Consider the following 26,780-nt stretch of genomic DNA (forward strand, 5'->3'; position numbering starts at 1 on the left):
ATATTGACTGTGACAGAGATTCGTTTGTTTTTTCAGCAATCAGACTTTTCTGTAGCAGAATTCGGAATAGGGATATACGGCAATGGCGGGTGTTTTGCATATTGTTGTCCACGATTTTAGCTGAGAGCATTAACGTGAATTTACTCACTATGAGTACTGAGCTTGGTTTAGTTTTTCTTTTTACTTTAGTGTTCCTGTTTTTTGCTCGCAAAGCAGCTAAAAAAATTGGGCTTGTGGACACACCAAACTCCAGAAAAAGGCACCATGGCGCCATTCCGTTAGTTGGCGGCATTTCCGTGTACGCGGGAATCTGCTTCGCTTTTGCCATCTCAAATTATTATTTGCCGCACGCGATGCTGTATCTGAGTTGCGCGGGCGTATTGGTGCTGGTTGGCGCACTGGACGATCGCTTCGATATCAGCGTTAAAATTCGTGCGCTGGTGCAGGCGGCGGTTGCCATCGTGATGATGGTCGGCGCCAAACTCTATTTGCTCAGTCTGGGCTTCATTATCGGGCCGGTTGAGTTAATTGTCGGTCCCTTTGGCTACGTATTGACGCTATTCGCCGTATGGGCCGCCATCAATGCGTTCAATATGGTGGATGGGATTGATGGCCTGCTTGGCGGCCTCTCCAGCGTCACTTTCGCCGCCATCGGCATCATTCTCTATTTCGACGGCCAGACCAGCCTCGCCATGTGGTGCTTCGCGATGATCGCCGCCACCATTCCTTATATCCTGCTTAATCTCGGCTTGATTGGCCGTCGCTACAAAGTGTTTATGGGCGATGCCGGTAGCACCATGATCGGTTTCACCATCATCTGGATTCTGCTGGAAACCACCCAAGGCCTGAGCCATCCGATCACGCCCGTCACCGCGCTGTGGCTGATCGCGATTCCGCTGATGGATATGGTGGCGATTATGTATCGCCGTTTGCGCAAAGGCATGAGCCCGTTTTCCGCTGACCGCCAGCACATCCACCATTTAATTATGCGCGCCGGATTCACGTCACGTCAGGCGTTCCTGCTGATTACCGTCGCCGCCGCGCTTCTGGCGGGTATTGGTGTGCTCGGCGAGTATCTGGCTTTCATCCCGGAATGGGTGATGCTGGTGCTGTTCATGATGGCATTCCTCCTTTATGGCTATTGCCTGAAACACGCATGGCGCGTGGCGCGCAAAATCCGTCGCATTAAACGTCGCTGGCAAAGCAGCGAAGATAAAAAATAAATTACCCAGAAAGTACCCTGATAAGGATTTTGTTATGACCTCTGTCGTTGTGGAGAACGAACTGGATATACGTGGCCTTGGCTGCACACTCTGGCGTGGTAAACGCTGGATTATCGGTCTGGCGCTGCTGTTTGCGCTGGTTGCCTGGTTAGCATCGATGTTAATGAAGCAGGCGTGGAGCACCACGGCGGTGACCGATCGTCCAACGGTCAATATGCTGGGTGATTTCTTCGTACAGCAGCAATTCCTCAATAATCTGGATGTGCGCACCAATACGCTCAATCTCAGTTCGCCAGCGCCGACCGTGATGGATGAGGTTTATCAGGAGTTCACCATGCAGCTGGCATCATGGGATACGCGCCGTGATTTCTGGCAGCAGACCGAATACTTCAAAAGCCGCAAAAGCGGTAACGCGCACAACGATGCGGCGCTGCTCGACGACCTGATCACCAACATTCAGTTCACCGCTGCCGACCCGGCGCGCAATATCTTAGATAACATTAAGCTGGTGGCCGAAACCGCCAGCGATGCTAACAATCTGCTGCGTCAATATATTGCCTACGCCAGCGAGCGTGCGGCGCGTCATCTTAATGCGGAGCTGAAAGGCGCCTGGCAGGCGCGCAGCGTGCAGCTGGCGTCGCAGGTTAACCGCCAGCAGGAAGTGGCGCAGGCGGTATTTGAACGTCAACGTCAGCGCATCGAGCAGGCGCTGAAAGTGGCGAGCGAGCAGGGGATTAAAGAGAACCGCGCGCCGGCAACCGGCGAAGCGCTGCCAGACAGCGATCGTTTCCTGCTGGGTCAGCAAATGCTGCAGGCGCAACTCGACACTTTACAAGCCAGCGGGCCTGCTTACGATTTAAGCTATGATCAAAACAAAGCGATGCTGAGTACGCTGCAGGCCGGTCCGCGTCTGGATAAACAATTTCAGACTTACCGCTATTTGCGCACCCCGGAAGAGCCGGTGTCGCGCGATAGTCCGCGCCGCCTGTTTATGATGATCATGTGGGGCGTAATTGGCGCGCTGGTCGGTGCGGGAGTGGCGCTGATGCGTCGTCCGCGTTCAACGTTAGCAACGAGCCATTAAGAGAAGCCACGTGAAAGTTCTGACGGTATTTGGCACGCGTCCTGAAGCGATCAAAATGGCTCCGCTGGTGCAGGCGCTGGCGCAGGATGCTGCGTTCGAGTCACGCCTATGCGTCACCGCACAACATCGTGAAATGCTCGACCAGGTGCTGCGTTTGTTCCAGCTGCAGCCTGATTATGATCTGAATATCATGCGCCCGGAGCAAGGGCTGACGGAGATCACCAGCCGCATACTGCAGGGCATGAAAACCGTACTCGCTGATTTCCAGCCGGATGTGGTGTTAGTGCACGGCGATACCACCACCACGTTTGCGGCCAGCCTGGCGGCGTTTTATCACCAGATTCCGGTGGGTCACGTAGAAGCGGGATTGCGTACCGGCAACCTGATGTCGCCGTGGCCGGAAGAGGCCAATCGCACGCTCACCGGCCATCTCGCCAGTTATCACTTCACGCCCACGCAAAATTCGCGACAAAATCTGCTGCGCGAGAATCTGCCGGATGCGCGCATTTTCGTGACGGGCAACACGGTGATTGATGCGCTGCTGTGGGTGCGTGATCGCGTGCTGGACGATGCCGATCTCAATGCCCGCCTCGCCGCGCGCTATCCGTTCCTCGACGCTGACAAAAAACTCATTCTGGTTACGGGTCATCGCCGCGAAAGTTTTGGCGACGGCTTTGAACGCATTTGCAGTGCGCTGGCGCAAATCGCGCGCCAGCATCCGCAGGTGCAAATTGTCTATCCCGTGCACCTCAATCCCAACGTCAGCGAGCCGGTTAACCGCATTCTCAGCGGCATCGAAAATATCATCCTGATTGAGCCGCAAGAGTATCTGCCGTTTGTCTGGCTGATGAATCGCTCATGGCTGATTCTCACCGACTCCGGTGGCATTCAGGAAGAAGCGCCGTCATTAGGCAAACCGGTGCTGGTGATGCGCGATACCACCGAGCGTCCGGAAGCGGTGGAGGCAGGCACGGTGAAACTGGTCGGCACCGATATCAGTAAAATTGTCGCTGAAGTCAGCCTGCTGTTGCAAGACGATGAAGCCTGGCAGGCAATGAGTCGCGCGCACAATCCGTATGGCGATGGCCATGCCTGCGCGCGCATCTTGCAGGCCCTAAAACAACACAGAGTGTAACCATGCGTTTTGAAACCATTTCCGTTATCGGACTGGGCTACATTGGGCTGCCAACGGCGGCCGTTTTTGCCTCAAAGGGAAAGAAAGTCGTTGGCGTGGATATTAATGTCCGCGCCGTTGAAACCATCAATCGTGGCGATATCCATATCGTGGAACCCGAGTTGGGTGATGTGGTGCGCGAAGCCGTGCGTGCCGGTCATCTACGTGCGACTACACAGGCCGAAGCCGCCGATGCATTCCTGATCGCCGTGCCCACGCCGTTTATCGGCGACCATCAGCCGGATCTCAGCTATGTGCAGGCCGCGGCGCTGTCGATTGCACCCGTGTTAAAAGCGGGCGATCTGGTGATCCTCGAATCGACGTCGCCGGTGGGCGCCACCGAGCAAATGGCGGAATGGCTGGCGGCGGCGCGTCCCGATTTGCGTTTCCCGCAGCACGGTGATGTGTGCGATGTGTTTATCGCTTACTGCCCGGAGCGCGTTTTGCCCGGCAAAGTGATGGTTGAACTGCTGGAAAACGATCGCGTCATTGGTGGCATGACGCCAGCCTGTTCCGCACGCGCCAGCGAGCTGTACCGCATTTTCCTGCGCGGCGCGTGTGTGGAAACCAATGCGCGTACCGCCGAGATGTGCAAATTGACAGAAAACAGCTTCCGCGATGTGAATATCGCCTTTGCCAATGAGCTGTCGCTGATTTGCGCCGAGCAGGGCATCAACGTGTGGGAGCTGATAGCGCTGGCGAATCGCCATCCGCGCGTCAACATCCTGCAACCCGGACCGGGCGTCGGCGGGCACTGTATCGCCGTCGATCCGTGGTTTATCGTGGCGCAGAATCCAGAACAGGCGCGACTGATTCGCACCGCACGTGAAGTGAATGATGCCAAACCGGGCTGGGTGCTGGATCAGGTAAAGCAGGCGTTAGCAGAGTGCCTCACCGCCAGCGGCAAACGCGCCAGCGATGTCACCATTGCCTGCTTTGGTCTGGCCTTCAAACCGAATATTGACGATCTGCGCGAAAGTCCGGCGATGAGCGTCGCCCATCGTATTGCCGAGTGGCACAGCGGCGCAACCTGGGTGGTTGAACCGCATGTGGAAGACATTCCGCAACGTCTGGCGCACGAAGCCACGCTGGTTGCTACGGATGTAGCGCTGCAGCAGGCGGATATTCTGGTGATGCTGGTTGATCACGCGCAGTTCCGCGCGATTGATGCGGCCCAGATTGCCCAGCCGTGGATTGTTGATACCAAAGGCGTTTGGCGATGAAACAGTTTCTGGTGACCGGCGGGGCAGGATTTATCGGTTCTGCGCTGGTACGTTTTCTGCTTGAAAACACCGAACACCGCGTGGTGGTGGTCGATAAGCTGAGCTATGCCGGCAATCTGGCGTCGCTGGCGCCGGTGCAACAGAATGCACGTTTCGCGTTCGAACAGGTGGATATTTGCCATCGCGCTGAGCTGGATCGTGTCATGGCGCACTATCAACCGGATTGCATTATGCATCTGGCGGCAGAAAGTCATGTTGACCGCTCGATCGATGGACCTATCGCCTTCGTCGAAACCAATATTGTCGGCACCTATCAGCTGCTGGAAGCGGCGCGTCATTACTGGAATGGCATGGCAGATGAACGCAAAAAAGGCTTCATTCTGCACCATATCTCCACTGATGAAGTGTTTGGTGACCTGCACGGTAGCGACGACTTCTTTACCGAAACCACGCCGTATGCGCCGAGCAGCCCCTATTCGGCGACCAAAGCCAGCAGCGATCATCTGGTGCGCGCCTGGCTGCGCACCTACGGTTTGCCGGTCATCATCACTAACTGCTCCAACAATTACGGACCGTATCATTTCCCGGAGAAGCTGATCCCGCTCACCATCATTAATGCGCTGGCGGGCAAACCGCTGCCAGTGTATGGCAACGGCAGCCAGATACGCGACTGGCTATATGTAGAGGATCACGCGCGGGCGCTGTATAGCGTGGTGAGCAGCGGCAAAGTAGGGGAAACCTACAATATTGGTGGTCATAACGAGCGACGTAATCTTGAAGTGGTGGAAACGCTGTGCGATCTGCTGGATGAGTTGGCGCCGCAGCAGCGTGCACCGCACCTGAGCCACTACCGTGACCTGATTACCTTTGTTAGCGATCGTCCCGGCCACGACCAGCGCTACGCCATCGACGCCAGTAAAATTGAGCGTGAGCTGGGTTGGACGCCGCAGGAAACCTTTGAGAGCGGCATTCGTAAAACCGTGCAATGGTATCTGGCAAACCCGCAATGGTGGCAGGCAATTCTTAACGGCAGCTATCGCGGTGAGCGTCTGGGATTAGCCACGCCGCGTTAAACGCACTTCAGAAGGAGCAGCGATGAAAGGCATTATTTTAGCCGGAGGTTCGGGCACGCGTTTGCATCCGATTACCCGCGCCATCTCGAAACAGCTGTTGCCGGTATATGACAAACCCATGATTTATTATCCGCTGTCGGTACTGATGCTGGCAGGGATTCACGAAATTTTGATCATCACCACGCCAGAAGATCGCGCCCATTTTGAACGCTTACTGGGCGACGGCAGTGAATTTGGGATTCAGCTAACCTATGCAGAACAACCCCGTCCTGATGGGCTGGCGCAGGCATTTATCATTGGCGAAAGTTTTATTGGTGACGATCACTGTTGTCTGGTGCTGGGCGACAATCTCTATTTCGGCCAGGGTTTCAGCCCCAAGCTGAAGAAAGTGGCCGCGCGCAGCAGCGGCGCGACCGTCTTTGCTTATCAGGTGATGGATCCGGAGCGTTTTGGCGTGGTGGAGTTTGATGACGACTTTAACGCGCTCTCCATTGAGGAAAAACCGCAGCAGCCGAAATCGCGCTGGGCGGTCACCGGACTCTATTTTTACGACAACCGCGTGGTGGAGTTTGCCAAACAGGTGAAACCTTCCGAGCGCGGTGAGCTGGAAATCACCGCCATCAACCAAATGTATCTCGATCAGGGCGAGCTTGCGGTGGAGTTGCTGGGGCGCGGATTTGCCTGGCTGGATACCGGCACGCACGACAGCCTGATTGAGGCGAGTATGTTTGTGCAGACGGTGGAAAAACGGCAGGGCTTTAAAATTGCCTGCCTGGAAGAGATTGCATGGCGTAACGGCTGGCTGAGCGATGCCCAGCTTTTAGCCGCGGCTCAGGCGCTAACCAAAACCGGCTACGGCCAGTATCTGCTGGATGTTCACAATGCCCGTCCGCGTCAATATTGATTCCCTTACGTGGGAAAATGAGTTCTTCGGTCAGAACAGCGCGCGCTTATCGCTGGATGGCGATTTGACGCTGGCCGAGGCCCTTCAGCAGCCGTATGCGCTGTGGCAAGTGAAGGTGCCCGCTGAACGCGTTGATGCCATCGATGCGCTGAGCCAGCATGGTTTTCAGTTAGTGGAAGGCGAAGCTGACCTTTCCCTCAGCATCAAACATACCGAGCGGCAAGTTGGCGTGCGCATTGCGCGGGAAGCACAAATCCCGGCACTGCGTGAAGCGGGTGCGCAGGCGTTTAGCCAAAGTCGCTTCCGCGCGCCGTGGTTTGCTGCGGCGGACAGCGGACGTTTCTACGCGCAGTGGATTGAAAATGCGGTGCGCGGCACCTTTGATAATCAATGTCTGGTGGCCTGCGATGAGCAGGGCGCGCTGCAAGGTTTCGTCTCGATGCGCGAAGTGGACGGCGACATGCGCATCGGTCTGCTGGCGGTATTGCCCGCCGCACAAGGTTGCGGCGTCGGCCAGCGCTTACTGCTCGCCGCCGCCGACTGGGGCCGCGTACGTCAGCTAACGCATCTGCGCGTGGCGACCCAGCTCAGCAATCTCACGGCGATGCGCCTCTATTTACGCAGCGGTGCGCGGCTGGAAAGCACCGCTTACTGGTTCTACAGGAAAGCCTCATGATCCCATTTAATGCGCCGCCGATTGTCGGCAGCGAAGTTGAATATATGCAGTCGGCGATGGCCAGCGGCAAGCTGTGCGGCGATGGCGGCTTTACTCGCCGCTGCCAGCAGTGGATGGAACAGCATTTCGGCAGCAGAAAAGTGCTGCTGACGCCATCCTGCACCGCGTCGCTGGAGATGGCGGCGCTGCTGATTGACCTGCAGCCTGGCGATGAAGTGATCATGCCGAGCTACACCTTCGTCTCCACCGCCAACGCCTTTGTGCTGCGCGGCGCGACCATTGTGTTTGTCGATGTGCGCCCCGATACGCTAAATATCGATGAAACGCTGATTGAAGCGGCGATCACGCCGAAAACCCGCGCCATCGTGCCAGTGCATTACGCGGGCGTGGCCTGCGAGATGGACAGCATCATGGCGCTGGCGGCGAAGCATAAACTCTATGTTATCGAGGATGCCGCGCAAGGCGTGATGTCGCAGTACAAAGGACGCGCGCTCGGCACCATTGGTCACATTGGCTGCTTTAGCTTTCACGAAACTAAAAATTACACCGCCGGCGGTGAAGGCGGCGCAACGCTGATCAATGACGCGAAGCTGGTGGATCGTGCCGAGATCATTCGTGAAAAAGGCACCAACCGCAGCCAGTTTTTTCGTGGTCAGGTAGATAAATATACCTGGCGCGATATTGGCTCCAGCTATTTGATGGCGGATTTGCAGGCGGCCTATTTGTGGGCGCAGCTGGAAGCGGCGGAGCAAATTAATCAGCAGCGTTTGCGTTTGTGGCAACGCTACTACGATGCGCTGCAGCCGCTGGCTGCTGCCGGCCGTATTGAGCTGCCGGTAGTGCCAAAAAATTGCCGCCACAATGCACATATGTTCTACATCAAGCTGCGCGACAGCGACGATCGTCAGGCGCTGATCAACTGGATGAAAGAGGCGGAAATCCTCACGGTGTTCCATTACATCCCGCTGCACTCGTCGCCAGCGGGTGAACGTTTTGGCCGCTTCCACGGTGATGATGCCTTTACCACGCGTGAAAGCGAGCGCCTGCTGCGCCTGCCACTGTTCTACAACTTATCGGATAACAACCAGCGTACGGTGATCAGTTCGCTGCTGAGTTTCTTTGCCTGATGTCATTAGCAAAAGCATCAGTCTGGACCGCTTCTTCCACGCTGGTAAAAATCGTTGCTGGCCTGCTGGTGGTGAAACTGTTAGCGATAAGCTTCGGACCCGAAGGGATCGGGCAAGCCGGTAACTTCCGCCAGTTGATTACTGTACTCGGCGTATTGGCGGGCGCGGGCATCTTTAACGGCGTCACTACGTTAGTCGCGCAACATCAGCAACAGCCACAACAACTGCGCGCGGTGACGGGCACGGCTTCGGCAATTGTGCTCGGCTTTTCAACGCTGCTGGCGCTGGTGTTTTTGCTGGCGGCAACGCCCATCAGCACGGCGCTGTTTGGTCATGCTGAATATGCCAACGTGGTACGCATTGTCGCCTTTCTGCAGCTCGGTATTGCCTGGGCCAATCTGACGCTGGCGTTGCTGAAGGGCTTCCGCGATGCGCGCGGCAATGCGCTGGCGCTGATTGCCGGAAGTATCGTCGGCGTGCTGGGTTATGTGCTGTGCTGGTGGCTGGGCGGCTATGCTGATGCGTTAGTGGGGTTGGCGCTGGTGCCGGCGCTGCTGGTGTTTCCGGCGTTGCTGATGCTGCGTCGCCATCGCGATCGGCTGCCGCTGAGCTGGCTGATGCCAGGCTGGCATCCTGACCTGGCACGCAATCTGGCGAAGTTTACGCTGATGGCGCTGATCACCTCATTCACCTTGCCGGTGGCGTGGGTGATGATGCGAAATCTGCTGGCCGAGCAGCAAGGTTGGGCGCAGGTCGGTTTATGGCAGGGCGTGACCAGTATTTCCGATGCCTACCTGCAATTTATCACCGCCACCTTTAGCGTCTGGCTGCTGCCCACGCTGGCGCGGCTGGAGCAGAAACCGCAAATCGCCCGTGAGATTGGGCGTGCGCTGCGCTTTGTGTTACCTGCCGTCGCAGCGGCCAGTTTCTGCGTATGGCTGCTGCGCGATGTCGCTATCTGGCTGCTGTTTTCGCCGCAGTTCAGCGCGATGCGTGACCTTTTCATCTGGCAGTTGTGCGGTGATGTGTTTAAAGTCGGCGCCTATGTTTTCGGATATCTGGTGATCGCCAAAGCGTCACTGCGCTTCTATATTCTGACGGAAATCAGCCAGTTTGCCCTGCTGACCGGTTTTTCCCATTGGCTGATTCCGCTGCACGGGACCGCCGGGGCCGCGCAGGCTTACATGGCAACCTACGTTCTCTATTTCGCCCTTTGTTGTGGCGCCTTCATGATTTATTGCCGGAAAAAATGACGACTTTTCACGTATTGGGATCGGATATCCCGCATCACAATCATACGGTGCTGCGCTTCTTTGATGACGTGATGAGCGCCGAGCTGCCTGGCGCTGCGCCGCGTCAGTTTATGGTGGTATCCAGCGCGCCCGAAACGCTGCAAGCGTATGCTTCATTGCAGATTGAAACCTTTGCCAGCAAGCGTGCGCTGGCGCAAGCGGTGGTGACGCGTGCTGCCGATCGCTCGCAGCGCTTCTTCTTTCACGGCCAGTTTAATCCCAGCATTTGGTTGGCCTTGCTGAGCGGCAAACTGCGTCGTCAGCAGGCGTTCTGGCACGTATGGGGCGCGGATCTCTACGAAGAAGGGCGCGGCCTTAAGTATCAGCTGTTTTATCTGCTGCGCAGAATGGCGCAAGGGCGCGTGGCGCGCGTGTTTGCGACGCGCGGTGATTTGCACCATTTCCAGCAGCGTCATCCGCGCGTTCCCGCCTCGCGACTCTATTTCCCGACGCGCATGCCGGACGTGGCGCTGCCTGCGCCAGTGGAAAGCCCCGATTTCACTATTCTGCTCGGTAACTCCGGCGATCGCAGTAATCGTCACATTGCCGGTTTAGAGGCGATTCGAGCCCAGTTTGGTGAACAGGTGAAAATCGTCGTGCCGCTCGGTTATCCGCAGAACAATCACGCTTACATCGATGAGATTGCCGCCGCCGCACAGCGCCTGTTCCCGGCGGGGCAAGTGACGCTGCTGCGCGACAAGATCGACTTTGATGCCTATCTGACATTGCTTAGCCGCTGCCAGCTCGGCTATTTTATGTTCGAGCGCCAGCAAGGCATTGGTACGCTTTGCTTGCTGATTCAGGCCAATATTCCGTTTGTGCTGAACCGCAAAAATCCGTTCTGGCGCGATCTTAGCGAGCAAGGTTTGCCGGTGCTGTTTAGCGAAGATGCGCTGGATAGCGCCAGCGTGGCCGAAGCGCAACGGCAATTAGCGCAATGCGATCACTCTTCGATTGCCTTTTTTGCCCCCGGCTATCTGGCAGGCTGGCGCGACGCGCTAACCCTGAGTGAAAGGGAGAGAACATGAGCCTGATGCAGTTTAGTGGTCTGCTGGTGGTTTATCTGTGTTCGCTGGGTTTCATTCTGATCCTAACCTGGCGGGAATTTAAACGGGTGCGCTTCAACTTCCACCTGTTCTTCACCATTCTGTTTTTGTTGACCTTCTATTTCGGCTTCCCGCTGACCAGCGTGCTGGTATTCCGCTTTAACGTGGCGGTGGTGCCGCCGGAATATCTGCTGCAGGCGCTGCTGGCCGCTACCAGCTTTTATGCCATCTATTACGTTAGCTACAAGGTGCGGCTGCGGCCGGCCAATGCGCCTGCGCGCAAACCCTGGCTGCAGATGAACCGGGTTGAAACCCATCTGACCTGTCTGCTGCTGGCGCTGGTGGCAATTGGCACCGTGACGGTGTTCTTTATGCACAACGGCCTGCTGCTGTTCCGGCTTTCGGCTTACAATCAGATCTTCTCCAGCGAAGTGTCCGGCGTGGCGCTTAAACGCTTCTTCTACTTCTTTATTCCGGCGATGCTGATTCGCTACTTCCTCAAGCCAACCCAGCGTCAGTGGCTGTGGTTTTTGCTGGTGTCGGTGGCATTTGGCTTGCTGACCTACGCGCTGGTGGGCGGCACGCGCGCCAATATCATTATCGCGTTCGCGCTGTTCTTGTTTATTGGCATTACGCGCGGCTGGATCACGCTGTGGATGCTGGTTGGCGCCGGTGTGATGGCGATTGGCGGTATGTTCTGGCTGGCGTTGCGTCGCTATAACCTCGACGTAGTGGGCGATGAAGCGTTTTATACCTTCCTTTATCTGACGCGCGACACCTTCTCGCCGTGGGAAAATCTGGCGCTGTTACTGCAAAACTACGACAAGATCGATTTTCAGGGGCTGGCACCGATTTGGCGCGATTTCTACGTGTTCATTCCCAGCTGGATGTGGCCGGGACGTCCAACAGCCATTCTTAACAGCGCTAACTACTTTACCTGGGAAGTGCTGAATAACCATTCCGGCTTGGCGATCTCGCCCACGCTGTTGGGTTCGCTGGTGGTGATGGGCGGCGTGTGGTTTATCCCAATCGGTGCGGTGGCTGTCGGCCTGCTGATGAAAGGCTTCGATAACCTTTATCTGTATGGCCGCGATACCAGCAATCGTTACAGCGGGGCGATTTTGCAGAGTTTCTGCTTCGGCGCGGTGTTTAATATGATCGTGCTGGCGCGTGAAGGGCTGGATGCTTTCGGCTCGCGCGTGGTGTTCTTTTGTCTGATTTTTGCGGCCTGTATGTGGGCGGCTAAATTGCTTTACTGGCTGTTGGCGCGCGCGGGGTTGATTCGTCCGCGCAGCAAGCCGGTTTTACACAGCCCTTCTTAACCTTTGGGCACAACGGGAAATTCATACCATGGAAACCGATAAGCCGCGCTATAGCCTGCGCGGAGTCGATCTTCACGCCTTCAACGATATGGCGAGCTTTCTGCGCTTTCTGCTGCCCGACGGTAAACCGCGTTGCGGCACGCTGGTGGCGATGAATGCCGAGAAAATGCTCACGCTGGAAGAAGATGCGCAGCTACGCGCACTGATCGCTGAGGCTGAGTTCAAATATCCGGATGGCATCAGCATCGTCCGTTCGCTACGCAAGAAGTATCCTCAGCTGCAGGTAAACCGCATTGCAGGCGCGGATTTATGGGAAGCGTTGATGGAGAGTGCAGGGCGTAGCGGCATTCCGGTGTTTCTGATTGGTGGACGTCAGGCGGTGCTGCAGGAAACCTGCGACAAGCTGCGCCGACAGTGGAATGTGAATATCGTTGGCAGTCAGGATGGTTACTTTGCGCCTGAAGCGCGCGACGCGCTGTTTGCCCGCATCGCCGCGAGTGGTGCGCAGATTGTCACGGTGGCGCAAGGTTCGCCGCGCCAGGAGCTGTTGATGCGTGATTGCCGCGCCCATTGGCCGCATGCGCTCTATATGGGCGTTGGTGGCACTTACGATGTGTTTACTGGGCACGTTAAGCGCGCGCCCGTTTGGTGGCAAAAGTCCGGACTGGAATGGCTTTATCGCCTTATTCGTCAGCCTTCGCGTCTGCGTCGCCAATTAAAGCTGCTGAAATACTTACGCTACCATTGGCGGGGCGACCTCTGAAATTGCTGGTTTTTCCAGCGAAAATGAGAGGGTAAGCGCCTCAAACTGCTGTAATTATCGATGGAATGCACAAAGCGTAATCAAACGCGTTTTTTTTCTAAAAAAGGGCTGGACAGTATGAGGTCAAGCCCGTAGTATGCCCATCCGCAACGGCGCTACGCGCCCGTAGCTCAGCTGGATAGAGCGCTGCCCTCCGGAGGCAGAGGTCTCAGGTTCGAATCCTGTCGGGCGCGCCATTTAGTTTGTGCGCAAGAGCTTCGGTGGTTGGTTAGACCGCGTTATGCAGTGAATTAGTAAGCGAAACACGCTTACGCACCAGAATTATGGTGGCTATAGCTCAGTTGGTAGAGCCCTGGATTGTGATTCCAGTTGTCGTGGGTTCGAGTCCCATTAGCCACCCCAGATTTTGCTCGGTCACGCGATGGTGGCGGAATTGGTAGACGCGCTAGCTTCAGGTGTTAGTGTTCTTACGGACGTGAGGGTTCAAGTCCCTCCCTTCGCACCAGGCAAAATTACGCTGTAGCGTTAAAGAAGTAAAAAATCGGCGAGTAGCGCAGCTTGGTAGCGCAACTGGTTTGGGACCAGTGGGTCGGAGGTTCGAATCCTCTCTCGCCGACCATATTCGAAAAGCCTGCTTGAAAAAGCAGGCTTTTTTCGTTTGTATCCGCCATTCATATTCTCAACTCTTCCCATCATTTCCTTTGAGCGTTATTCCGCACATTGTCGCTATTTAGATACATATAAATCATTGATTTATATGGGAATGACAATTCCTTGCATAGCTTGTCGTTCTGCGGAGACAGCTTATTGAATGATCGTCGCGTTTTACCGACAGTGACTAACACCGGGATTGTGGCAGGGACTATATCCTGTTGATATTAATTAGCTTATTGCACGTGCTGCAACTTTGGCACGTCTTGTGCAATAATCTACCTGTAGATGCTCATTCCACCTCTTATGTTTGCTGATGCTACATAAACCTGGGAATGATGCAGAGCCCCTTACGGCATCCGTTGTCCAGCCTGGCAGTATTTGCGCACGCTTTACTGCAGTAAGAAGGACATTACGTTGAGTCGGATGCCATCAGTTGTCTTAACGACCTGATCTTACACCTGCTTATGGCAGGGGTTTTTTTTGTCTGCAGTATATGACAGGCAAAAAAAAGCCGGGACAAGCCCGGCGTGCACAAAAGTAACAATCGTAAAATCAGATGCTGGTATTGGTCTTCAGCGTAAGTAGCAGGCCTTCACGACGCATTTTGGCAGCGTCTTCCGGACGATGCAGGCGGTCGTAAACATCGGCCAGCCAGGCATAATCAAACGCATCCGGACGCTGCGCCAGCGCTTGCTGGAACGCTTCTGCCGCCTGCTGCCATTCCCCATGACGCATCAGCAGCTGACCCAGCGTGCTATGGAGCAGCGGCGTGGCGCCATGCTGTTTAATCTGCTGACGCAATGCTTTCTCCAGAGATTGCGGATCGCCACTTTTGATGCGCGGCATCAGCAACACCAGACGATCGTCATATTGACGTTTCAGACCTTCCAGCACGATGCTCTGTGCGGTATCCGGGTCGCCACACTCAATCAGATGTTCTGCCATAGCCACCTGCAAGGCGGTTTCCTGACGCGTTTTGCGGCTCTGGTTTTGCCACCATTTCTTCAAACCGTCGCTGCCTTGATCGGCCATCGCCTGGTTCATCAGGCCCAGCCAGGCTTGCTGCTGCAAGGCATCGCGCTGTGCTTCATCATTGATCTGCACTTTCTGCATCGCAGGCAGAATGTCGAGCAATGCGCCCCATGCGCCGGTACGAATATAGGCTTGTTCTGCCAGACGCAACACTTCCGGATGGCGCGGCGCGACTTCCAGCAGGCGATCAACGCCATGGCGTGCCGCATGATCTTCGTTGCGCGCCAGTTGCAGACGTACGCGTGTGATTTCAACCGGAATCGTGTCATTCACCGACAGCTCAGAAGCGCGCTCCAGATGCTGATTAGCACGGATTTCGTCACCGCGTTGCTGTGCCGCTTCGGCAGCCAGCAAGTAGTTTGCCACTGGCTGATCGGCGTGGTCGGCATTTTTCGACAGCAGTTTTTCGGCCTGTTTAAAGTCACCTTCCGCCAGTTTCATCAGCGCGCTTTGCGTGTGACGCTGCGCGCTACGGCGCTTGCGGCCAGTGAACCAGCCGCGTGTGCGTGCGCCGGTACGGAATAGGCGACGCAGAATCCATTCCACCAACAAAATCACCAGCAGGCTGAGGATCAAGATGATCGCCAGGCCGGTTACGCTGGTTTCAATGTTCCAGTTGTCGGTTTGGATCAGCACGTAGCCCTGATGGCCGGCTACCATCGGACCAACCACAATGCCCGCAATCAGTAGCAGGAAAAGCACCAATACTTTCAGCATGGTTAGCCTCCTTGTTGATCAGCAGCAACCGATGGCTGAGCCAGCAAATTACGTACGCGGGTTTGCATCAGTTTTTCCAGCAGCGGCTGGCTTTCCAGCGTATCCGGCACATCCATTGAAATGCTTTGCTGGCTCAATTCATCCAGCTGTGCAAGGAAGGCTTTGGTGGCGGCATCGTTGGTGTCATACCAGGCGCGAACCCAGGTTGATACCGCATCGATAGACTGTTTGTAGATCTCATCCTGATGACGCGGTACGGCCTGAGCCGCAATCAGCAGGCGCGAACGAATGTTTTCGCGCAGGTAAACGTCCTGATTCGGTGCCAGCAGCGGCTGTGCGGTGTTGTCGCGGCGGCGGATGGTGATGAAATCATCCATAAAGTTATGCCAGCTTTTCACCAGATTTTGACGCCACTCGTGCAGCGAACTGGAGAGTTCACCACCATCGGCGTCCATAGGCGAATCATCGCTGTCGTTGTCGGCCAGGCGTAGATTATCGACGCCGTTCGACAGCTGATTAAGCTTGAGGATGGTGCCGTCATAATCAACCTGGCTGACGGCGGAGAGTGAACTGATGTCCTGCGTTAGCGCACGACGCACATTCATCACGCTCGGATCGTTCATGTCGGCCAGGCTGGAATCAGCACTTTTCAGTAACGCTGCCGCGGTAGTGACATCCTGATCGCTCCACAGTTTGCGGCCCGCCAGTTTGACGAGGTAGTCCGCTTGCGCCAGTAGCCAGGTACGCGTGTCGTTTCCAGAGATGGTAGCGACTTTATCACGCAGGGTTTCCAGCTCTTTTGCGCTGTTATCCTGCTGCGTGCGCGCCTGCTGCAAGGCGCTGTTGGCGCTATCCAGCTGTTGCGTCAGCTGCTGTTTGTCGCTGCCCAGTTGCTGCTGCAAGGCGCTCAGCTGCTCACTGAGATTCTGGTTAGTTTGAGCCTGTAAATCGGCCTGGTGTTTCCCATTAAGGTAAAGTCCCGCCCCAATCGCCAGCGCAATCACAATCGCCACGGCACTCAGCACCTTGCCATCGCCTTTTTTATCGCGAGGTGGTTTGGTTGCTGGCGAGGGAGAATTGTCCGCTGGGGTGGTTTCTTCAACCATGGCGGAGGAGGCTTTTTGTTCCGTCATTATGGCTCATCCCATTGTTAAGTTCAGCGTAACGCGCGCAGCAGCGCATCGTTATCGGCACCATCGGCTACATCAATGTCCTGCCAGCCTAATTCAGCGGCTTGCGTAGCCAAACGTTCACTGACGACCACAAGCCGACAGTGCAGTAACCATTCCCGACGATCAATTGGCGGAAACAGAGAAAAGAGTTGTTGTAACATTTCGCCGCTGGTTACCACCAGCGTTGTAATGCCGCGATCGCGCCAGCGTCGGCCTTCAGTCGCGCCGTTGTAGTGCTTTTCACAGCGCTGATAACACTCGCAGTATTGCACCTCAACGCCGCGTTCAATCAGCGTTTCTGCCAGCAACTCGCGCCCCGGACTGCCGCGCAGAATCAGCGCGCGTTTGCCACTAACCTGCTGCAGACGGTTCAGGCGCACCAGCTCTTCGCTGGTCTCCCGCGCATGAGGATAGTCTACTTTGAGATTACTGACGGTATGCAGGGCTAAAGCGGTGCTGCGACCAATAGCATAATAGTTGAGGGCTTCAGGCCATGTTGTCGCGCTTTGCTGTAAAGCGGGCTCGGCGAAAGTAACGACCTGCTGCGACAGTAAAAACACCAGATCGCCTGGCTGTAACGCCGCAAGTTGGCTTGGCAAATGGATAAGATCGCGACCCGGCGTAAATTCAATCAGCGGGAAGCCCCATGCCAGCTTGCCCAGGCTGCGCAAACGCGAGACCAGTTCAGTGGCGGCCGGTTCCGGGCGGGTCACGAGGATGGTCATACTGGCGGTTGACCTTGATACACTTCACGCAGAATGTCGCGCGCGCCGCCATCCAACAGCTCTTCGGCCAGCGAAACCCCCATTCTTTCGGCGTGATCGCGTGGACCGCGACGCTCGCCGACCACCATTTGACTGCCGTCCGGTGAGCCAACTAATCCGCGCAGCCACAGCTGATCGTCTTCCAGCACCGCGAAGCTGCCGATAGGCACCTGACAACCGCCTTCCAGCCGCGTGTTCATTGCGCGTTCGGCGCGCACGCACACGGCGGTATCGTCGTGATTCAACGCCTGTAGCAGCGTAATCAATTGCTCATCATCTGCGCGGCATTCAATGCCGACGGCGCCCTGACCCACGGCGGGCAGGGAGATCTCGGCAGGCATTGCCTGACGGATGCGATCTTCCAGACCTAAACGCTTCAAACCGGCCGCCGCCAGAATGATGGCGTCATATTCACCGGCATCAAGTTTGCCAAGACGCGTGCCGACGTTGCCGCGCAGTGAGCGAATCACTAAATCCGGACGACGGGCGCTAAGCTGGCACTGGCGACGCAGGCTGGACGTCCCGACAACCGCGCCTTGCGGCAGCTCATCAACACTGTTGTAACGATTGGAGACGAAAGCATCGCGCGGATCTTCACGCTCGCAAATGGTCACCAGACCGAGGCCTTGTGGAAAATCGATCGGCACATCTTTCATTGAGTGCACGGCGAGATCGGCGCGGCCTTCCAGCATTGCCAGCTCAAGCTCTTTAACGAACAGCCCTTTGCCGCCAACCTTTGCCAGTGGCGTATCAAGGATGACATCACCTTTGGTGACCATCGGCAGCAACTCAACTTGCAGACCCGGATGAGCCGCCATCAGACGCTGTTGGACATATTGTGCCTGCCACAAAGCAAGGGGACTTTGTCTGGTAGCAATTCTGAAAATTTTGTTTAACATGCTGTTAACCATTTTGATCGTTCATCGAATATCCTATCATTGATAGGGGAATGCTGTCAGTTTCAACGGATTGAAAAGGCCGCGATGTCAGACTGCGCCTGGATCTTGCGGGTCGCAGTTTTGTGTCGAAGTCTGAAAAAAGCAGGGCTACGGTCGGAACATGCTAAACTGTTAAGTAGCGCAACTTTCTTTACGGTCAATCCTCCGGGTGTTAGATTGATCACGTTTCCAGCAATTAATTGCCCGATATCTTTATTATTAAGCGGCAGAATGCGGAAACAGGGTGCTTAACACTGGGACAATCAGGCGAAACGTCTTGTACCTCTACATTGAGACACTGAAACAGAGACTGGATGCGATTAACCAGCTGCGTGTAGATCGCGCACTGGCTGCCATGGGGCCTGCTTTCCAGCAAGTCTACAGTCTGCTGCCAACATTATTGCACTACCATCATCCGCTGATGCCGGGCTACCTCGAAGGTAGCGTTCCGCATGGCGTCTGCCTTTACACGCCCGATGAAAATCAATTCCAGCTGCTGCAGAACTTAGCGGGCGGACAACCACTCGATCTCACCGCCGCCGTCGCGGGCGAACGTCCAATTACCGGCATTTACTCAATGGGCAGCACCTCGTCGGTTGGGCAAAACAGCATTTCCGATCTCGACATCTGGGTATGCCACCAATCGTGGCTGGATAATGAAGAGCGCCTCAATCTGCAGCGTAAGTGTACGCTGTTGCAGAAATGGTGTGTGTCGATGGGTGTGGAAGTCAGCTTCTTCCTGATTGACGAGAACCGTTTCCGCCATAACGAAAGCGGTAGCCTCGGCGGTGAAGACTGCGGTTCTACCCAACATATTTTGCTGCTGGATGAGTTCTACCGTACCGCCGTGCGTATGGCGGGTAAACGCATCCTATGGAATATGGTGCCTGGCGAAGAGGAGCACCATTACGACGATTACGTCATGTCGCTCTATTCACAAGGCGTACTGACGCCGAATGAGTGGCTGGATCTCGGCGGCCTTGGCACGCTGTCAGCGGAAGAGTATTTCGGTGCCAGCTTGTGGCAGCTGTATAAAAGTATCGACTCGCCGTATAAAGCGGTGCTGAAAACCCTGCTGCTGGAAGCCTACAGCTGGGAATATCCCGACACGCAGCTCTTGTCGATGGACATCAAGCAGCGGCTGCACGACGGCGAAATTGTCTCCTTCGGTCTCGATCCTTACTGCATGATGCTGGAGCGCGTGACGCGCTATCTCACCAGCGTTGATGACATGGCGCGCCTCGATTTAGTGCGTCGATGTTTCTATTTAAAAGTGTGTGAAAAGCTCTCGAGCGAAGATCACCATCATCAGCGCACCGGCTGGCGGCGCGAGATCTTATCGCAGCTGGTTAAAGAATGGGGCTGGGATGAAGAGAAGTTAGCGGTACTGGATAACCGCGCGCAGTGGAAAATCGAACGGGTACGCGAAGCGCACAACGAGCTGCTGGATGCGATGATGCAGAGCTATCGCAACCTGATTCGCTTTGCGCGTCGCAACAATTTAAGCGTCAGCGCCAGCCCGCAGGATATCGGCGTGCTGACGCGTAAACTGTATGCCGCGTTCGAGGCGCTGCCGGGTAAAGTCACTTTAGTGAACCCGCAGATTTCGCCCGATCTCTCGGAAGAGAATCTTACCTTTATTCATGTCCCGGCGGGCCGCGCTAATCGCGCCGGTTGGTATCTGTATAACCAATCGCCAGACATGAGTTCCATCATCAGCCATCAGCCGCTGGAATATAATCGCTATCTGAACAAGCTGGTGGCGTGGGCGTGGTTTAACGGTTTGCTGACCAGTAAAACGCGTCTGCATATGAAGGGCAACGATCTGTGCGATCTGCCGCGTCTGCAGGAACTGGTTAACGATGTGTCGAGCCACTTCCCGCTGCGCGTGCCAGCACCGACGCCGAAAGCGCTCTACAGCCCGTGCGAAATTCGTCACTTAGCGATTATCGTTAACCTGGAACACGATCCTACCTCCGCATTCCGCAATCAGGTGGTGCATTTTGATTTCCGTAAGCTGGATGTGTTCAGCTTCGGTCAGCAGCAGCAATGTTTGATTGGCAGCATCGATCTGCTCTATCGCAACTCGTGGAATGAAGTGCGTACGCTGCACTTCAATGGTGAGCAGGCGATGATTGAGGCGCTGAAAACAATTCTCGGCAAAATGCATCAGGATGCTGCGCCGCCGGATACGGTGGAAGTATTCTGCTACAGCCAGCATCTGCGCGGTTTAATTCGTACTCGCGTGCAGCAGCTGGTTTCGGAATGCATTGAGCTGCGTCTGTCGAGCACGCGTCAGGAACCGGGCCGCTTTAAAGCGTTACGCATGGCGGGCCAAACCTGGGGCTTGTTCTTCGAACGCATGAGCGTGTCGGTGCAGAAGCTGGAAAACGCCGTGGAATTTTATGGCGCGATTTCTAACAACAAGCTGCATGGCTTGTCGATTAAAGTAGAATCGAACCAGACGCCGCTGCCACCGGTGGTGAACGGCTACGCCAGCGAAGGCATTATTCAGTTCTTCTTTGAAGATACTAATGACGATCGCGGCTTCAACATCTATATCCTCGACGAAACCAATCGCGTTGAGGTTTATCACCATTGCGAAGGCAGTAAAGAGGAGCTGGTGCGCGACGTGAGTCGATTCTATTCCTCGTCGCATGACCGTTTTACTTACGGCTCCAGCTTTATCAACTTTAACCTGCCGCAGTTCTACCAGATTGTGAACACTGGCGAACGTTTCCAGGTGATTCCTTTCCGCAGCCAAACGCTGACGCAGCTCTGCGCCACCCAGCCTGACAACGACAACGGCGACTTCCAGCCGCGCTATCAAATGCATTGATCCCGCCCGCGTTCGCGCGGCGGGATGCGCTGTTACTCTGACCTGCCGCAGGAAATGCGGCTATTTCCTGTTGCTTTTACAACGTCAACTGCGATGATAAGCAACCATGGCTTTAGGACAGAAGAGCAGACAGAATGATACGAGTGATGAGTCAGCTGGGTATGGCGCTGGCACTGGTCAGCCTGGTAGGCTGTGGCCTAAAAGGACCGCTGTATTTCCCGCCGAAAGATCAGCCAAACAAGCCGAAACAGCAGGTCACCGCGCAGCAGCAAAAAGCGGCTCAGGATGCTGATGTCGGTGGTTTGGTCACCAGCAAGCCTGGTTCGCAGGCCAACTAAACTCTATGAGTAATCCGGCGGAGCAGAAAATGCAGTTCTCAAAAATGCACGGTCTCGGCAACGACTTTATGGTTGTGGATGCTGTGACGCAAAACGTCTTTTTTTCGCCGGAACTGATTCGCCGCCTGGCGGACAGAAATCAGGGGATCGGTTTTGATCAGCTACTGATCGTTGAACCGCCTTACGATCCGGATCTCGATTTCCATTACCGCATTTTCAACGCCGATGGCAGCGAAGTCGCGCAGTGCGGCAACGGTGCACGCTGCTTTGCCCGCTTTGTGCGTCTGAAAGGTTTGACCAATAAAAGCGACATTCGTGTCAGCACGCAAACCGGCCGCATGGTGCTCAGCGTTACCAATGATGAGCTGGTGCGCGTCAATATGGGTCAACCCAACTTCGAACCGCAAAGCGTGCCGCTCCGCGCGAATAAAGCAGAGAACCTTTATTTGCAGCGGGTGGCCGAGCAAACTGTGATGTTTGGTGCGGTATCGATGGGCAATCCGCACTGCGTGATTCAGGTAGAAAGCGTGAAAACCGCGCCGGTGGAAACGCTGGGCCCAGAGCTGGAAAGCCACGAGCGATTCCCGGAGCGCGTCAATGTCGGCTTTATGGAAGTGGTCAATCGTGAACACATCCGTCTGCGCGTGTATGAACGTGGCGCAGGCGAAACCCAGGCATGCGGCAGCGGCGCCTGCGCGGCGGTCGCCTGCGGTGTTCAGCAGGGCATTCTGGCGGAAAATGTCCGCGTCGATTTGCCGGGCGGCACGCTGCACATTGCCTGGAAAGGGGAAGGGCAACCGCTGTTTATGACCGGTCCAGCCACACACGTCTACGATGGGTTTATTCATCTATGAAAAATGTCGAAGAGCAAACCGAAAGCGAGGTTTTGCTGGACGATCAATCGGTAAGCGCATTTCTGCGTCAAAACCCCGATTTTTTTATTCGCAATGCGCGCCAGGTTGAACAGATGATGGTGCCGCATCCGGTACGCGGCAGTGTTTCGCTGGTGGAGTGGCATATGGCGCGGCAGCGCAACCACATCCAGCAGTTAGAAGAGGAGATCACGCTGCTAATGGAGCAGGCTACCGCCAACCATCAGCTGTTTGATCGCCTGCTGGCGCTACAAGGTCATCTCGCCGCCGCCGACAGCTTGCAAGAGATGCTAACGCGTCTGCACCGCTGGGCGCGCGAACTGGGTCTGGCCGGCGCACACGTACGCGTGTTCAATGACAAGTGGCACATCGGCGCACCCTCTGATTTCACCCAGCTCGGCTTGTCACGTCAGGCATTCGAACCGCTGCGCATTCAGCGCTTCGGCAATGAACATCACTATCTCGGCAGCCTGAACGGTCCGGAATTGCTACTGCTGTTGCCGCAGGCCAAAGCGATTGGCTCGGTAGCGATGTCGCTAATGGGCGAACGCGGCGAGCTGGGCATATTAATGTTCACCAGCCGCGATAATCAGCATTATCAGGCGGGCATGGGTACGCTGCTGCTGCAGCATCTGGCGCAAATGTTGCCGGATCTGCTGTCACGCTGGATTGAACGCGCATGAGTCACGTCAGTCCGCTGCTGCCGGCCGTGGATGACTTTCTGCGTTATCTCAAGGTCGAACGCCAGCTGAGTCCGCTGACGCAAAAGAATTACCAACGGCAATTGCAGGCGATTATAGCAATGGCCGATGAGATGAAGCTGACGAGCTGGTCGCAGCTGGAACCGGCGCAGGTGCGCAGCCTGGCGGCACGCAGCCGGCGGGGCGGTTTAGGCGCCAGCAGTCTGGCGCTGCGCATGTCGGCGCTGCGCAGTTTTCTCGACTGGCAAGTGCATCAGGGCATGCTGAGCGCCAATCCTGCCAAAGGCATCGCCACGCCGCGTAATGCGCGCCATCTGCCGAAAAACATGGATGTCGACGAAGTTAACCAACTGCTGGAGATCGATCTCAACGATCCGCTGGCGGTACGCGACCGCGCGATGCTGGAAACCATGTACGGCGGCGGTTTGCGTCTGTCTGAGCTGGTGAATATGGATTGTCGCCACATGGATTTGGAGGCAGGTGAAGTGCGGGTGCTGGGTAAAGGCAGCAAAGAGCGCCGCGTACCGATTGGCGGCACGGCGGTTACCTGGATTCAGCACTGGTTACCGCTGCGTGCTAGCTTTGCGCCGCAGGATGATGCGGTGTTTGTCTCCAGCCGCGGCAGCCGGATTTCGACGCGCAACGTGCAGAAGCGTTTTGCCGAATGGGGCATCAAGCAAGGCGTTGCCAGCCATATTCATCCGCATAAACTGCGCCACTCTTTTGCCACGCATTTGCTGGAATCGAGCGGCGATCTGCGCGCGGTACAGGAACTGCTCGGTCACGCCAATCTGGCGACCACGCAAATCTACACCCATCTGGATTTCCAGCATCTGGCGACGGTTTACGATGCGGCCCATCCGCGTGCCAAACGAGGAAAGTCTTAATGAAGTTTTATCGTCCGCTCGGCCCGATCAAAGCAATCACCTTTGATCTCGACGACACGCTGTATGACAACCATCCCGTCATTCGCAAAACCACTGCCGAATCGCACGCTGCGCTGCAGGCGTATCATCCGGCGCTGCGAGAATTCACCCCGGCGGATTATCAGACGCTGCGCAATGAGTTGCTGGCGCGCGAGCCGGAAATTTATCACGATGTGTCTGAATGGCGTCGTCGCTCGGTGGAGCTGGCGCTGCTCAATGTCGGCTTATCCAAAGCGGAAGCCACCGCCGGTGCCAGCGACGTGATGAGCGTCTTCCATCAGTGGCGTAGTGAAGTTGATATGCCTGAAGAGACGCATCAAACGCTGACGTGGCTGGGCGAGCGTGTGCCGCTGGTGGCGATCACCAACGGCAATGCCTGTCCTGAAAAGCTCGGTATTAATCATCACTTCCAGTTCGCGCTGCGTGCCGGTCCGCACGGTCGCGCCAAGCCGTGGCAGGATATGTATCATCTGGCCGCTGAGCGTTTGAACATCGCACCGCAGCACATTCTGCACGTCGGCGACGATCTCACCACTGATGTGGCCGGTTCGCTGCGTGCCGGCATGCAAGCCTGCTGGATCAATTTGCGTGAAGGCAATCTGATGAAGATTGACGATGCGCGTTTGCTGCCGCATGTTGAAATTGATCGGTTGGCATCTCTGACCTCGCTGCTATAATCCACACATGTAAATATATACAGCTCTATCCGCAGCAGTGTGGATTTGAGTTCATTTTCTTTCGCGAACGGTGCTTATGGACGTTTCTGATCTGCTTGACGGCTTGAATGACAAACAGCGCGAGGCGGTCGCCGCACCGCGCAGCAACCTGCTGGTGCTGGCCGGAGCAGGCAGTGGCAAAACCCGTGTGCTGGTGCATCGCATCGCCTGGCTGCTGTCGGTAGAGAACTGCTCGCCGTATTCAATTATGGCGGTGACCTTTACCAACAAAGCGGCGGCGGAAATGCGCCATCGTATCGATCAGCTGATCGGCACCAGCCAGGGCGGCATGTGGATTGGTACTTTCCACGGCCTGGCGCACCGTTTACTGCGCGCGCATCACCTTGATGCCGGCTTGCCGCAGGATTTCCAGATCCTCGACAGCGACGATCAGCTGCGTCTGCTGAAGCGCCTGATCAAAGCGATGAACCTTGATGAGAAACAGTGGCCTGCGCGTCAGGGCATGTGGTACATCAACGGCAAAAAAGATGAAGGCCTGAGGCCAAAACACATCGAAAGCTACGGCAATCCGGTTGAGCAAACCTGGCTGCGCATCTATCAGGCGTATCAGGAAGCCTGCGATCGCGCCGGATTAGTGGATTTCGCCGAGCTGCTGCTGCGCGCCCACGAACTCTGGCTTAACAAGCCGCATATCCTGAACCATTACCGTGAGCGTTTCAGCAACGTGCTGGTGGATGAGTTCCAGGATACCAACAATATTCAGTACGCATGGATTCGCATGCTGGCGGGTGATAGCGGCCGCGTGATTATTGTTGGCGATGACGATCAGTCGATTTACGGCTGGCGCGGTGCGCAGGTGGAGAACATCCAGCGCTTCCTGCAGGATTTTCCCGGCGCGGAAACCATTCGCCTGGAGCAGAACTATCGCTCGACCAACAACATTCTGAAAGCGGCGAACACGCTGATCGCCAACAACAATGGCCGCCTCGGTAAAGAGCTGTGGACCGACGGCAGCGATGGCGAAAAGATCTCACTCTACTGCGCATTCAACGAGCTGGATGAAGCGCGCTTTGTGGTCAATCGCATCAAAAGCTGGCACGAGAACGGCAATGCGCTGCAGGATTGCGCCATTCTCTACCGCAGCAACGCCCAATCGCGCGTGCTGGAAGAGGCGCTGCTGCAAGGCAGCATGCCGTATCGCATTTATGGCGGCATGCGCTTCTTCGAGCGTCAGGAGATTAAAGATGCGCTGGCCTATCTGCGTTTAATGGCCAATCGCAATGACGATGCAGCCTTTGAGCGTGTGGTGAACACGCCGGTGCGCGGCGTCGGCGATCGTACCCTCGATGTGGTGCGCCAGACCGCGCGCGATCAGCAACTCACCTTGTGGCAGGCTACGCGCGAGCTGTTGCAGAACAAAGCCTTAGCCGGACGCGCCGCGTCGGCGTTACAACGCTTCTGCGAGTTGGTCGATTCACTGGCCAGCGAAACCGCCGAGATGCCGCTGCATGTGCAAACCGATCGCGTAATTAAAGACTCCGGTTTATGGGTGATGTACGAGCAGGAGAAGGGCGAGAAAGGCCAGGCGCGTATAGAAAACCTTGAGGAACTGGTCACGGCAACGCGCCAGTTCAGCTATCAGGACGAAGACGAAGATTTGATGCCGCTGCAGGCGTTCTTGTCACATGCGGCGCTGGAAGCGGGTGAAGGTCAGGCCGACAAATGGCAGGATGCGGTGCAGCTGATGACCATGCACTCGGCGAAAGGGCTGGAGTTCAGCCAGGTATTTATCGTTGGCATGGAAGAGGGCATGTTCCCGAGCCAGATGTCGCTGGATGAAGGCGGTCGTCTGGAAGAGGAGCGCCGTCTGGCTTACGTTGGCGTGACGCGTGCCATGGTCAAGCTGACGCTCACCTATGCCGAAAGCCGTCGTCTTTATGGTAAGGAAGTGTATCACCGTCCATCACGCTTCATCGGCGAGCTACCGGAAGAGTGCGTGGAAGAGGTGCGTTTGCGCGCCAGCGTCAGCCGTCCGGTGAGCCATCAGCGCATGGGCACGCCCATCGCGCAAAATGACAGCGGCTTCACGCTCGGCCAGCGCGTGCGCCATGCCAAGTTCGGCGAGGGCACCATCATCAACCTCGAAGGCAGCGGTGAACACAGCCGTTTGCAAGTGGCGTTTCAGGGCCAGGGCATCAAGTGGCTGGTGGCGGCTTACGCCCGTCTGGAAACGGTGTAGCGCG

The 26,780-nt window shown here is 56.1% G+C and carries 23 protein-coding genes and 4 tRNA genes; 23 read left to right on the plus strand and 4 right to left on the minus strand.

The annotated features are described in order from the left end of the window. The first annotated feature begins 149 nt into the window (after positions 1-149). The 16 genes from wecA (at position 150) to KVT28_RS18720 (ending at position 13,526) form a co-directional block, all read left to right on the plus strand. On the plus strand, positions 150-1,223 hold the full coding sequence (gene wecA, locus KVT28_RS18645; protein ID WP_101763775.1) for a UDP-N-acetylglucosamine--undecaprenyl-phosphate N-acetylglucosaminephosphotransferase: 1,074 nt from the start codon (positions 150-152) through the stop codon (positions 1,221-1,223). Between the two features lie 34 nt (positions 1,224-1,257). Next, a complete protein-coding gene (gene wzzE / locus KVT28_RS18650) occupies positions 1,258-2,307 on the plus strand; it encodes an ECA polysaccharide chain length modulation protein (RefSeq protein ID WP_217549625.1) in 1,050 nt (349 codons plus the stop codon). 10 nt (positions 2,308-2,317) lie between these two features. After that, positions 2,318-3,442: a non-hydrolyzing UDP-N-acetylglucosamine 2-epimerase gene (gene wecB / locus KVT28_RS18655; protein ID WP_101763773.1), complete on the plus strand. Its 1,125-nt coding sequence runs from the start codon at positions 2,318-2,320 to the stop codon at positions 3,440-3,442. Positions 3,443-3,444: 2 nt separating this feature from the next. Next, positions 3,445-4,704: a UDP-N-acetyl-D-mannosamine dehydrogenase gene (gene wecC / locus KVT28_RS18660; protein WP_217549627.1), complete on the plus strand. Its 1,260-nt coding sequence runs from the start codon at positions 3,445-3,447 to the stop codon at positions 4,702-4,704. Then, positions 4,701-5,777, plus strand: coding sequence for a dTDP-glucose 4,6-dehydratase (gene rfbB, locus KVT28_RS18665; protein ID WP_192414402.1), 1,077 nt, complete (start codon positions 4,701-4,703; stop codon positions 5,775-5,777). The genes wecC and rfbB overlap by 4 nt, the downstream gene beginning before the upstream one ends. Before the next feature lie 22 nt (positions 5,778-5,799). After that, on the plus strand, positions 5,800-6,681 hold the full coding sequence (gene rfbA, locus KVT28_RS18670) for a glucose-1-phosphate thymidylyltransferase RfbA (protein ID WP_217549629.1): 882 nt from the start codon (positions 5,800-5,802) through the stop codon (positions 6,679-6,681). Next, positions 6,659-7,357 carry a dTDP-4-amino-4,6-dideoxy-D-galactose acyltransferase gene (gene rffC, locus KVT28_RS18675; protein ID WP_192236881.1) on the plus strand — a complete coding sequence of 233 codons (699 nt, stop codon included), beginning with the start codon at positions 6,659-6,661 and terminating at the stop codon, positions 7,355-7,357. Before rfbA ends, rffC begins: the two co-directional genes overlap by 23 nt. Further along, the gene (gene rffA / locus KVT28_RS18680; RefSeq protein ID WP_101763768.1) at positions 7,354-8,484 is read left to right on the plus strand and encodes a dTDP-4-amino-4,6-dideoxygalactose transaminase; all 1,131 of its coding nucleotides are present in this window, start codon (positions 7,354-7,356) and stop codon (positions 8,482-8,484) included. The genes rffC and rffA overlap by 4 nt, the downstream gene beginning before the upstream one ends. Continuing rightward, complete coding sequence (gene wzxE / locus KVT28_RS18685) at positions 8,484-9,737, plus strand: lipid III flippase WzxE (RefSeq protein WP_217549632.1); 1,254 nt, start codon at positions 8,484-8,486, stop codon at positions 9,735-9,737. Before rffA ends, wzxE begins: the two co-directional genes overlap by 1 nt. Beyond that, positions 9,734-10,804: a TDP-N-acetylfucosamine:lipid II N-acetylfucosaminyltransferase gene (locus KVT28_RS18690; protein WP_217549634.1), complete on the plus strand. Its 1,071-nt coding sequence runs from the start codon at positions 9,734-9,736 to the stop codon at positions 10,802-10,804. Before wzxE ends, KVT28_RS18690 begins: the two co-directional genes overlap by 4 nt. After that, positions 10,801-12,144, plus strand: a complete 1,344-nt coding sequence (gene wzyE / locus KVT28_RS18695) for an ECA oligosaccharide polymerase (RefSeq protein WP_101763765.1) — start codon at positions 10,801-10,803, stop codon at positions 12,142-12,144. The genes KVT28_RS18690 and wzyE overlap by 4 nt, the downstream gene beginning before the upstream one ends. Before the next feature lie 28 nt (positions 12,145-12,172). Beyond that, entirely contained in the window at positions 12,173-12,907 is a 735-nt protein-coding gene (wecG, locus tag KVT28_RS18700) for a lipopolysaccharide N-acetylmannosaminouronosyltransferase (RefSeq protein WP_217549636.1), read from the plus strand. A gap of 159 nt (positions 12,908-13,066) precedes the next feature. Then, positions 13,067-13,143, plus strand: a tRNA-Arg gene (locus tag KVT28_RS18705). Positions 13,144-13,233: 90 nt separating this feature from the next. Next, a tRNA-His gene (locus KVT28_RS18710) sits at positions 13,234-13,309 on the plus strand. Positions 13,310-13,325: 16 nt separating this feature from the next. Further along, positions 13,326-13,412, plus strand: a tRNA-Leu gene (locus KVT28_RS18715). A 37-nt stretch (positions 13,413-13,449) separates the two neighbouring features. Continuing rightward, positions 13,450-13,526: transfer RNA gene (locus KVT28_RS18720), tRNA-Pro, on the plus strand. 587 nt (positions 13,527-14,113) lie between these two features. On the opposite strand, the gene hemY is transcribed toward KVT28_RS18720, so the two are convergent. From hemY to hemC, 4 genes are read right to left on the minus strand one after another with little or no spacing between them, the layout of a single operon-like run. Beyond that, positions 14,114-15,310, minus strand: coding sequence for a protoheme IX biogenesis protein HemY (gene hemY, locus KVT28_RS18725; RefSeq protein WP_217549638.1), 1,197 nt, complete (start codon positions 15,308-15,310; stop codon positions 14,114-14,116). Positions 15,311-15,312: 2 nt separating this feature from the next. Next, positions 15,313-16,443 carry a uroporphyrinogen-III C-methyltransferase gene (gene hemX, locus KVT28_RS18730; protein ID WP_101763760.1) on the minus strand — a complete coding sequence of 377 codons (1,131 nt, stop codon included), beginning with the start codon at positions 16,441-16,443 and terminating at the stop codon, positions 15,313-15,315. 23 nt (positions 16,444-16,466) lie between these two features. Next, a complete protein-coding gene (gene hemD / locus KVT28_RS18735; protein WP_101763759.1) occupies positions 16,467-17,207 on the minus strand; it encodes a uroporphyrinogen-III synthase in 741 nt (246 codons plus the stop codon). Then, positions 17,204-18,145: a hydroxymethylbilane synthase gene (gene hemC, locus KVT28_RS18740; protein WP_101763931.1), complete on the minus strand. Its 942-nt coding sequence runs from the start codon at positions 18,143-18,145 to the stop codon at positions 17,204-17,206. Before hemC ends, hemD begins: the two co-directional genes overlap by 4 nt. Before the next feature lie 316 nt (positions 18,146-18,461). Here hemC and KVT28_RS18745 point away from each other — a divergent pair, with 316 nt between their 5' ends. From KVT28_RS18745 to uvrD, 7 genes are all read left to right on the plus strand, one after another. Beyond that, positions 18,462-21,023 (plus strand): class I adenylate cyclase, encoded by a 2,562-nt coding sequence (locus KVT28_RS18745; protein ID WP_101763758.1) that lies wholly within the window; start codon positions 18,462-18,464, stop codon positions 21,021-21,023. A 134-nt stretch (positions 21,024-21,157) separates the two neighbouring features. After that, positions 21,158-21,361, plus strand: coding sequence for a lipoprotein (locus KVT28_RS18750; RefSeq protein ID WP_101763757.1), 204 nt, complete (start codon positions 21,158-21,160; stop codon positions 21,359-21,361). A gap of 29 nt (positions 21,362-21,390) precedes the next feature. Beyond that, positions 21,391-22,215 carry a diaminopimelate epimerase gene (gene dapF / locus KVT28_RS18755; RefSeq protein ID WP_101763930.1) on the plus strand — a complete coding sequence of 275 codons (825 nt, stop codon included), beginning with the start codon at positions 21,391-21,393 and terminating at the stop codon, positions 22,213-22,215. Beyond that, positions 22,212-22,916, plus strand: coding sequence for a DUF484 domain-containing protein (locus tag KVT28_RS18760; protein WP_101763756.1), 705 nt, complete (start codon positions 22,212-22,214; stop codon positions 22,914-22,916). Before dapF ends, KVT28_RS18760 begins: the two co-directional genes overlap by 4 nt. Further along, positions 22,913-23,821, plus strand: coding sequence for a tyrosine recombinase XerC (gene xerC, locus KVT28_RS18765; RefSeq protein ID WP_217549640.1), 909 nt, complete (start codon positions 22,913-22,915; stop codon positions 23,819-23,821). Before KVT28_RS18760 ends, xerC begins: the two co-directional genes overlap by 4 nt. Then, on the plus strand, positions 23,821-24,537 hold the full coding sequence (gene yigB / locus KVT28_RS18770) for a 5-amino-6-(5-phospho-D-ribitylamino)uracil phosphatase YigB (RefSeq protein WP_217549642.1): 717 nt from the start codon (positions 23,821-23,823) through the stop codon (positions 24,535-24,537). Before xerC ends, yigB begins: the two co-directional genes overlap by 1 nt. A 76-nt stretch (positions 24,538-24,613) precedes the next feature. Continuing rightward, positions 24,614-26,776, plus strand: a complete 2,163-nt coding sequence (uvrD, locus tag KVT28_RS18775) for a DNA helicase II (RefSeq protein ID WP_101763753.1) — start codon at positions 24,614-24,616, stop codon at positions 26,774-26,776. Positions 26,777-26,780 lie beyond the last annotated feature (4 nt).

Source organism: Pantoea sp. GbtcB22 (assembly GCF_019091025.1).
Classification (GTDB): domain Bacteria; phylum Pseudomonadota; class Gammaproteobacteria; order Enterobacterales; family Enterobacteriaceae; genus Pantoea; species Pantoea leporis.

What these genes read in the sequence shown, in the direction of transcription:
- hemX (WP_101763760.1), bottom strand. Translation starts at nt 16,443, where the DNA reads ATGACGGAACAAAAAGCCTCCTCCGCCATGGTTGAAGAAACCACCCCA.
- uvrD (WP_101763753.1), top strand. Translation starts at nt 24,614, where the DNA reads ATGGACGTTTCTGATCTGCTTGACGGCTTGAATGACAAACAGCGCGAG.
- rfbA (WP_217549629.1), top strand. Translation starts at nt 5,800, where the DNA reads ATGAAAGGCATTATTTTAGCCGGAGGTTCGGGCACGCGTTTGCATCCG.
- wecA (WP_101763775.1), top strand. Translation starts at nt 150, where the DNA reads ATGAGTACTGAGCTTGGTTTAGTTTTTCTTTTTACTTTAGTGTTCCTG.
- dapF (WP_101763930.1), top strand. Translation starts at nt 21,391, where the DNA reads ATGCAGTTCTCAAAAATGCACGGTCTCGGCAACGACTTTATGGTTGTG.
- rffA (WP_101763768.1), top strand. Translation starts at nt 7,354, where the DNA reads ATGATCCCATTTAATGCGCCGCCGATTGTCGGCAGCGAAGTTGAATAT.
- wzzE (WP_217549625.1), top strand. Translation starts at nt 1,258, where the DNA reads ATGACCTCTGTCGTTGTGGAGAACGAACTGGATATACGTGGCCTTGGC.
- hemC (WP_101763931.1), bottom strand. Translation starts at nt 18,145, where the DNA reads ATGTTAAACAAAATTTTCAGAATTGCTACCAGACAAAGTCCCCTTGCT.
- KVT28_RS18760 (WP_101763756.1), top strand. Translation starts at nt 22,212, where the DNA reads ATGAAAAATGTCGAAGAGCAAACCGAAAGCGAGGTTTTGCTGGACGAT.
- hemD (WP_101763759.1), bottom strand. Translation starts at nt 17,207, where the DNA reads ATGACCATCCTCGTGACCCGCCCGGAACCGGCCGCCACTGAACTGGTC.
- wzxE (WP_217549632.1), top strand. Translation starts at nt 8,484, where the DNA reads ATGTCATTAGCAAAAGCATCAGTCTGGACCGCTTCTTCCACGCTGGTA.
- KVT28_RS18750 (WP_101763757.1), top strand. Translation starts at nt 21,158, where the DNA reads ATGATACGAGTGATGAGTCAGCTGGGTATGGCGCTGGCACTGGTCAGC.
- wzyE (WP_101763765.1), top strand. Translation starts at nt 10,801, where the DNA reads ATGAGCCTGATGCAGTTTAGTGGTCTGCTGGTGGTTTATCTGTGTTCG.
- rfbB (WP_192414402.1), top strand. Translation starts at nt 4,701, where the DNA reads ATGAAACAGTTTCTGGTGACCGGCGGGGCAGGATTTATCGGTTCTGCG.
- wecC (WP_217549627.1), top strand. Translation starts at nt 3,445, where the DNA reads ATGCGTTTTGAAACCATTTCCGTTATCGGACTGGGCTACATTGGGCTG.
- hemY (WP_217549638.1), bottom strand. Translation starts at nt 15,310, where the DNA reads ATGCTGAAAGTATTGGTGCTTTTCCTGCTACTGATTGCGGGCATTGTG.
- KVT28_RS18690 (WP_217549634.1), top strand. Translation starts at nt 9,734, where the DNA reads ATGACGACTTTTCACGTATTGGGATCGGATATCCCGCATCACAATCAT.
- wecG (WP_217549636.1), top strand. Translation starts at nt 12,173, where the DNA reads ATGGAAACCGATAAGCCGCGCTATAGCCTGCGCGGAGTCGATCTTCAC.
- yigB (WP_217549642.1), top strand. Translation starts at nt 23,821, where the DNA reads ATGAAGTTTTATCGTCCGCTCGGCCCGATCAAAGCAATCACCTTTGAT.
- xerC (WP_217549640.1), top strand. Translation starts at nt 22,913, where the DNA reads ATGAGTCACGTCAGTCCGCTGCTGCCGGCCGTGGATGACTTTCTGCGT.
- rffC (WP_192236881.1), top strand. Translation starts at nt 6,659, where the DNA reads ATGCCCGTCCGCGTCAATATTGATTCCCTTACGTGGGAAAATGAGTTC.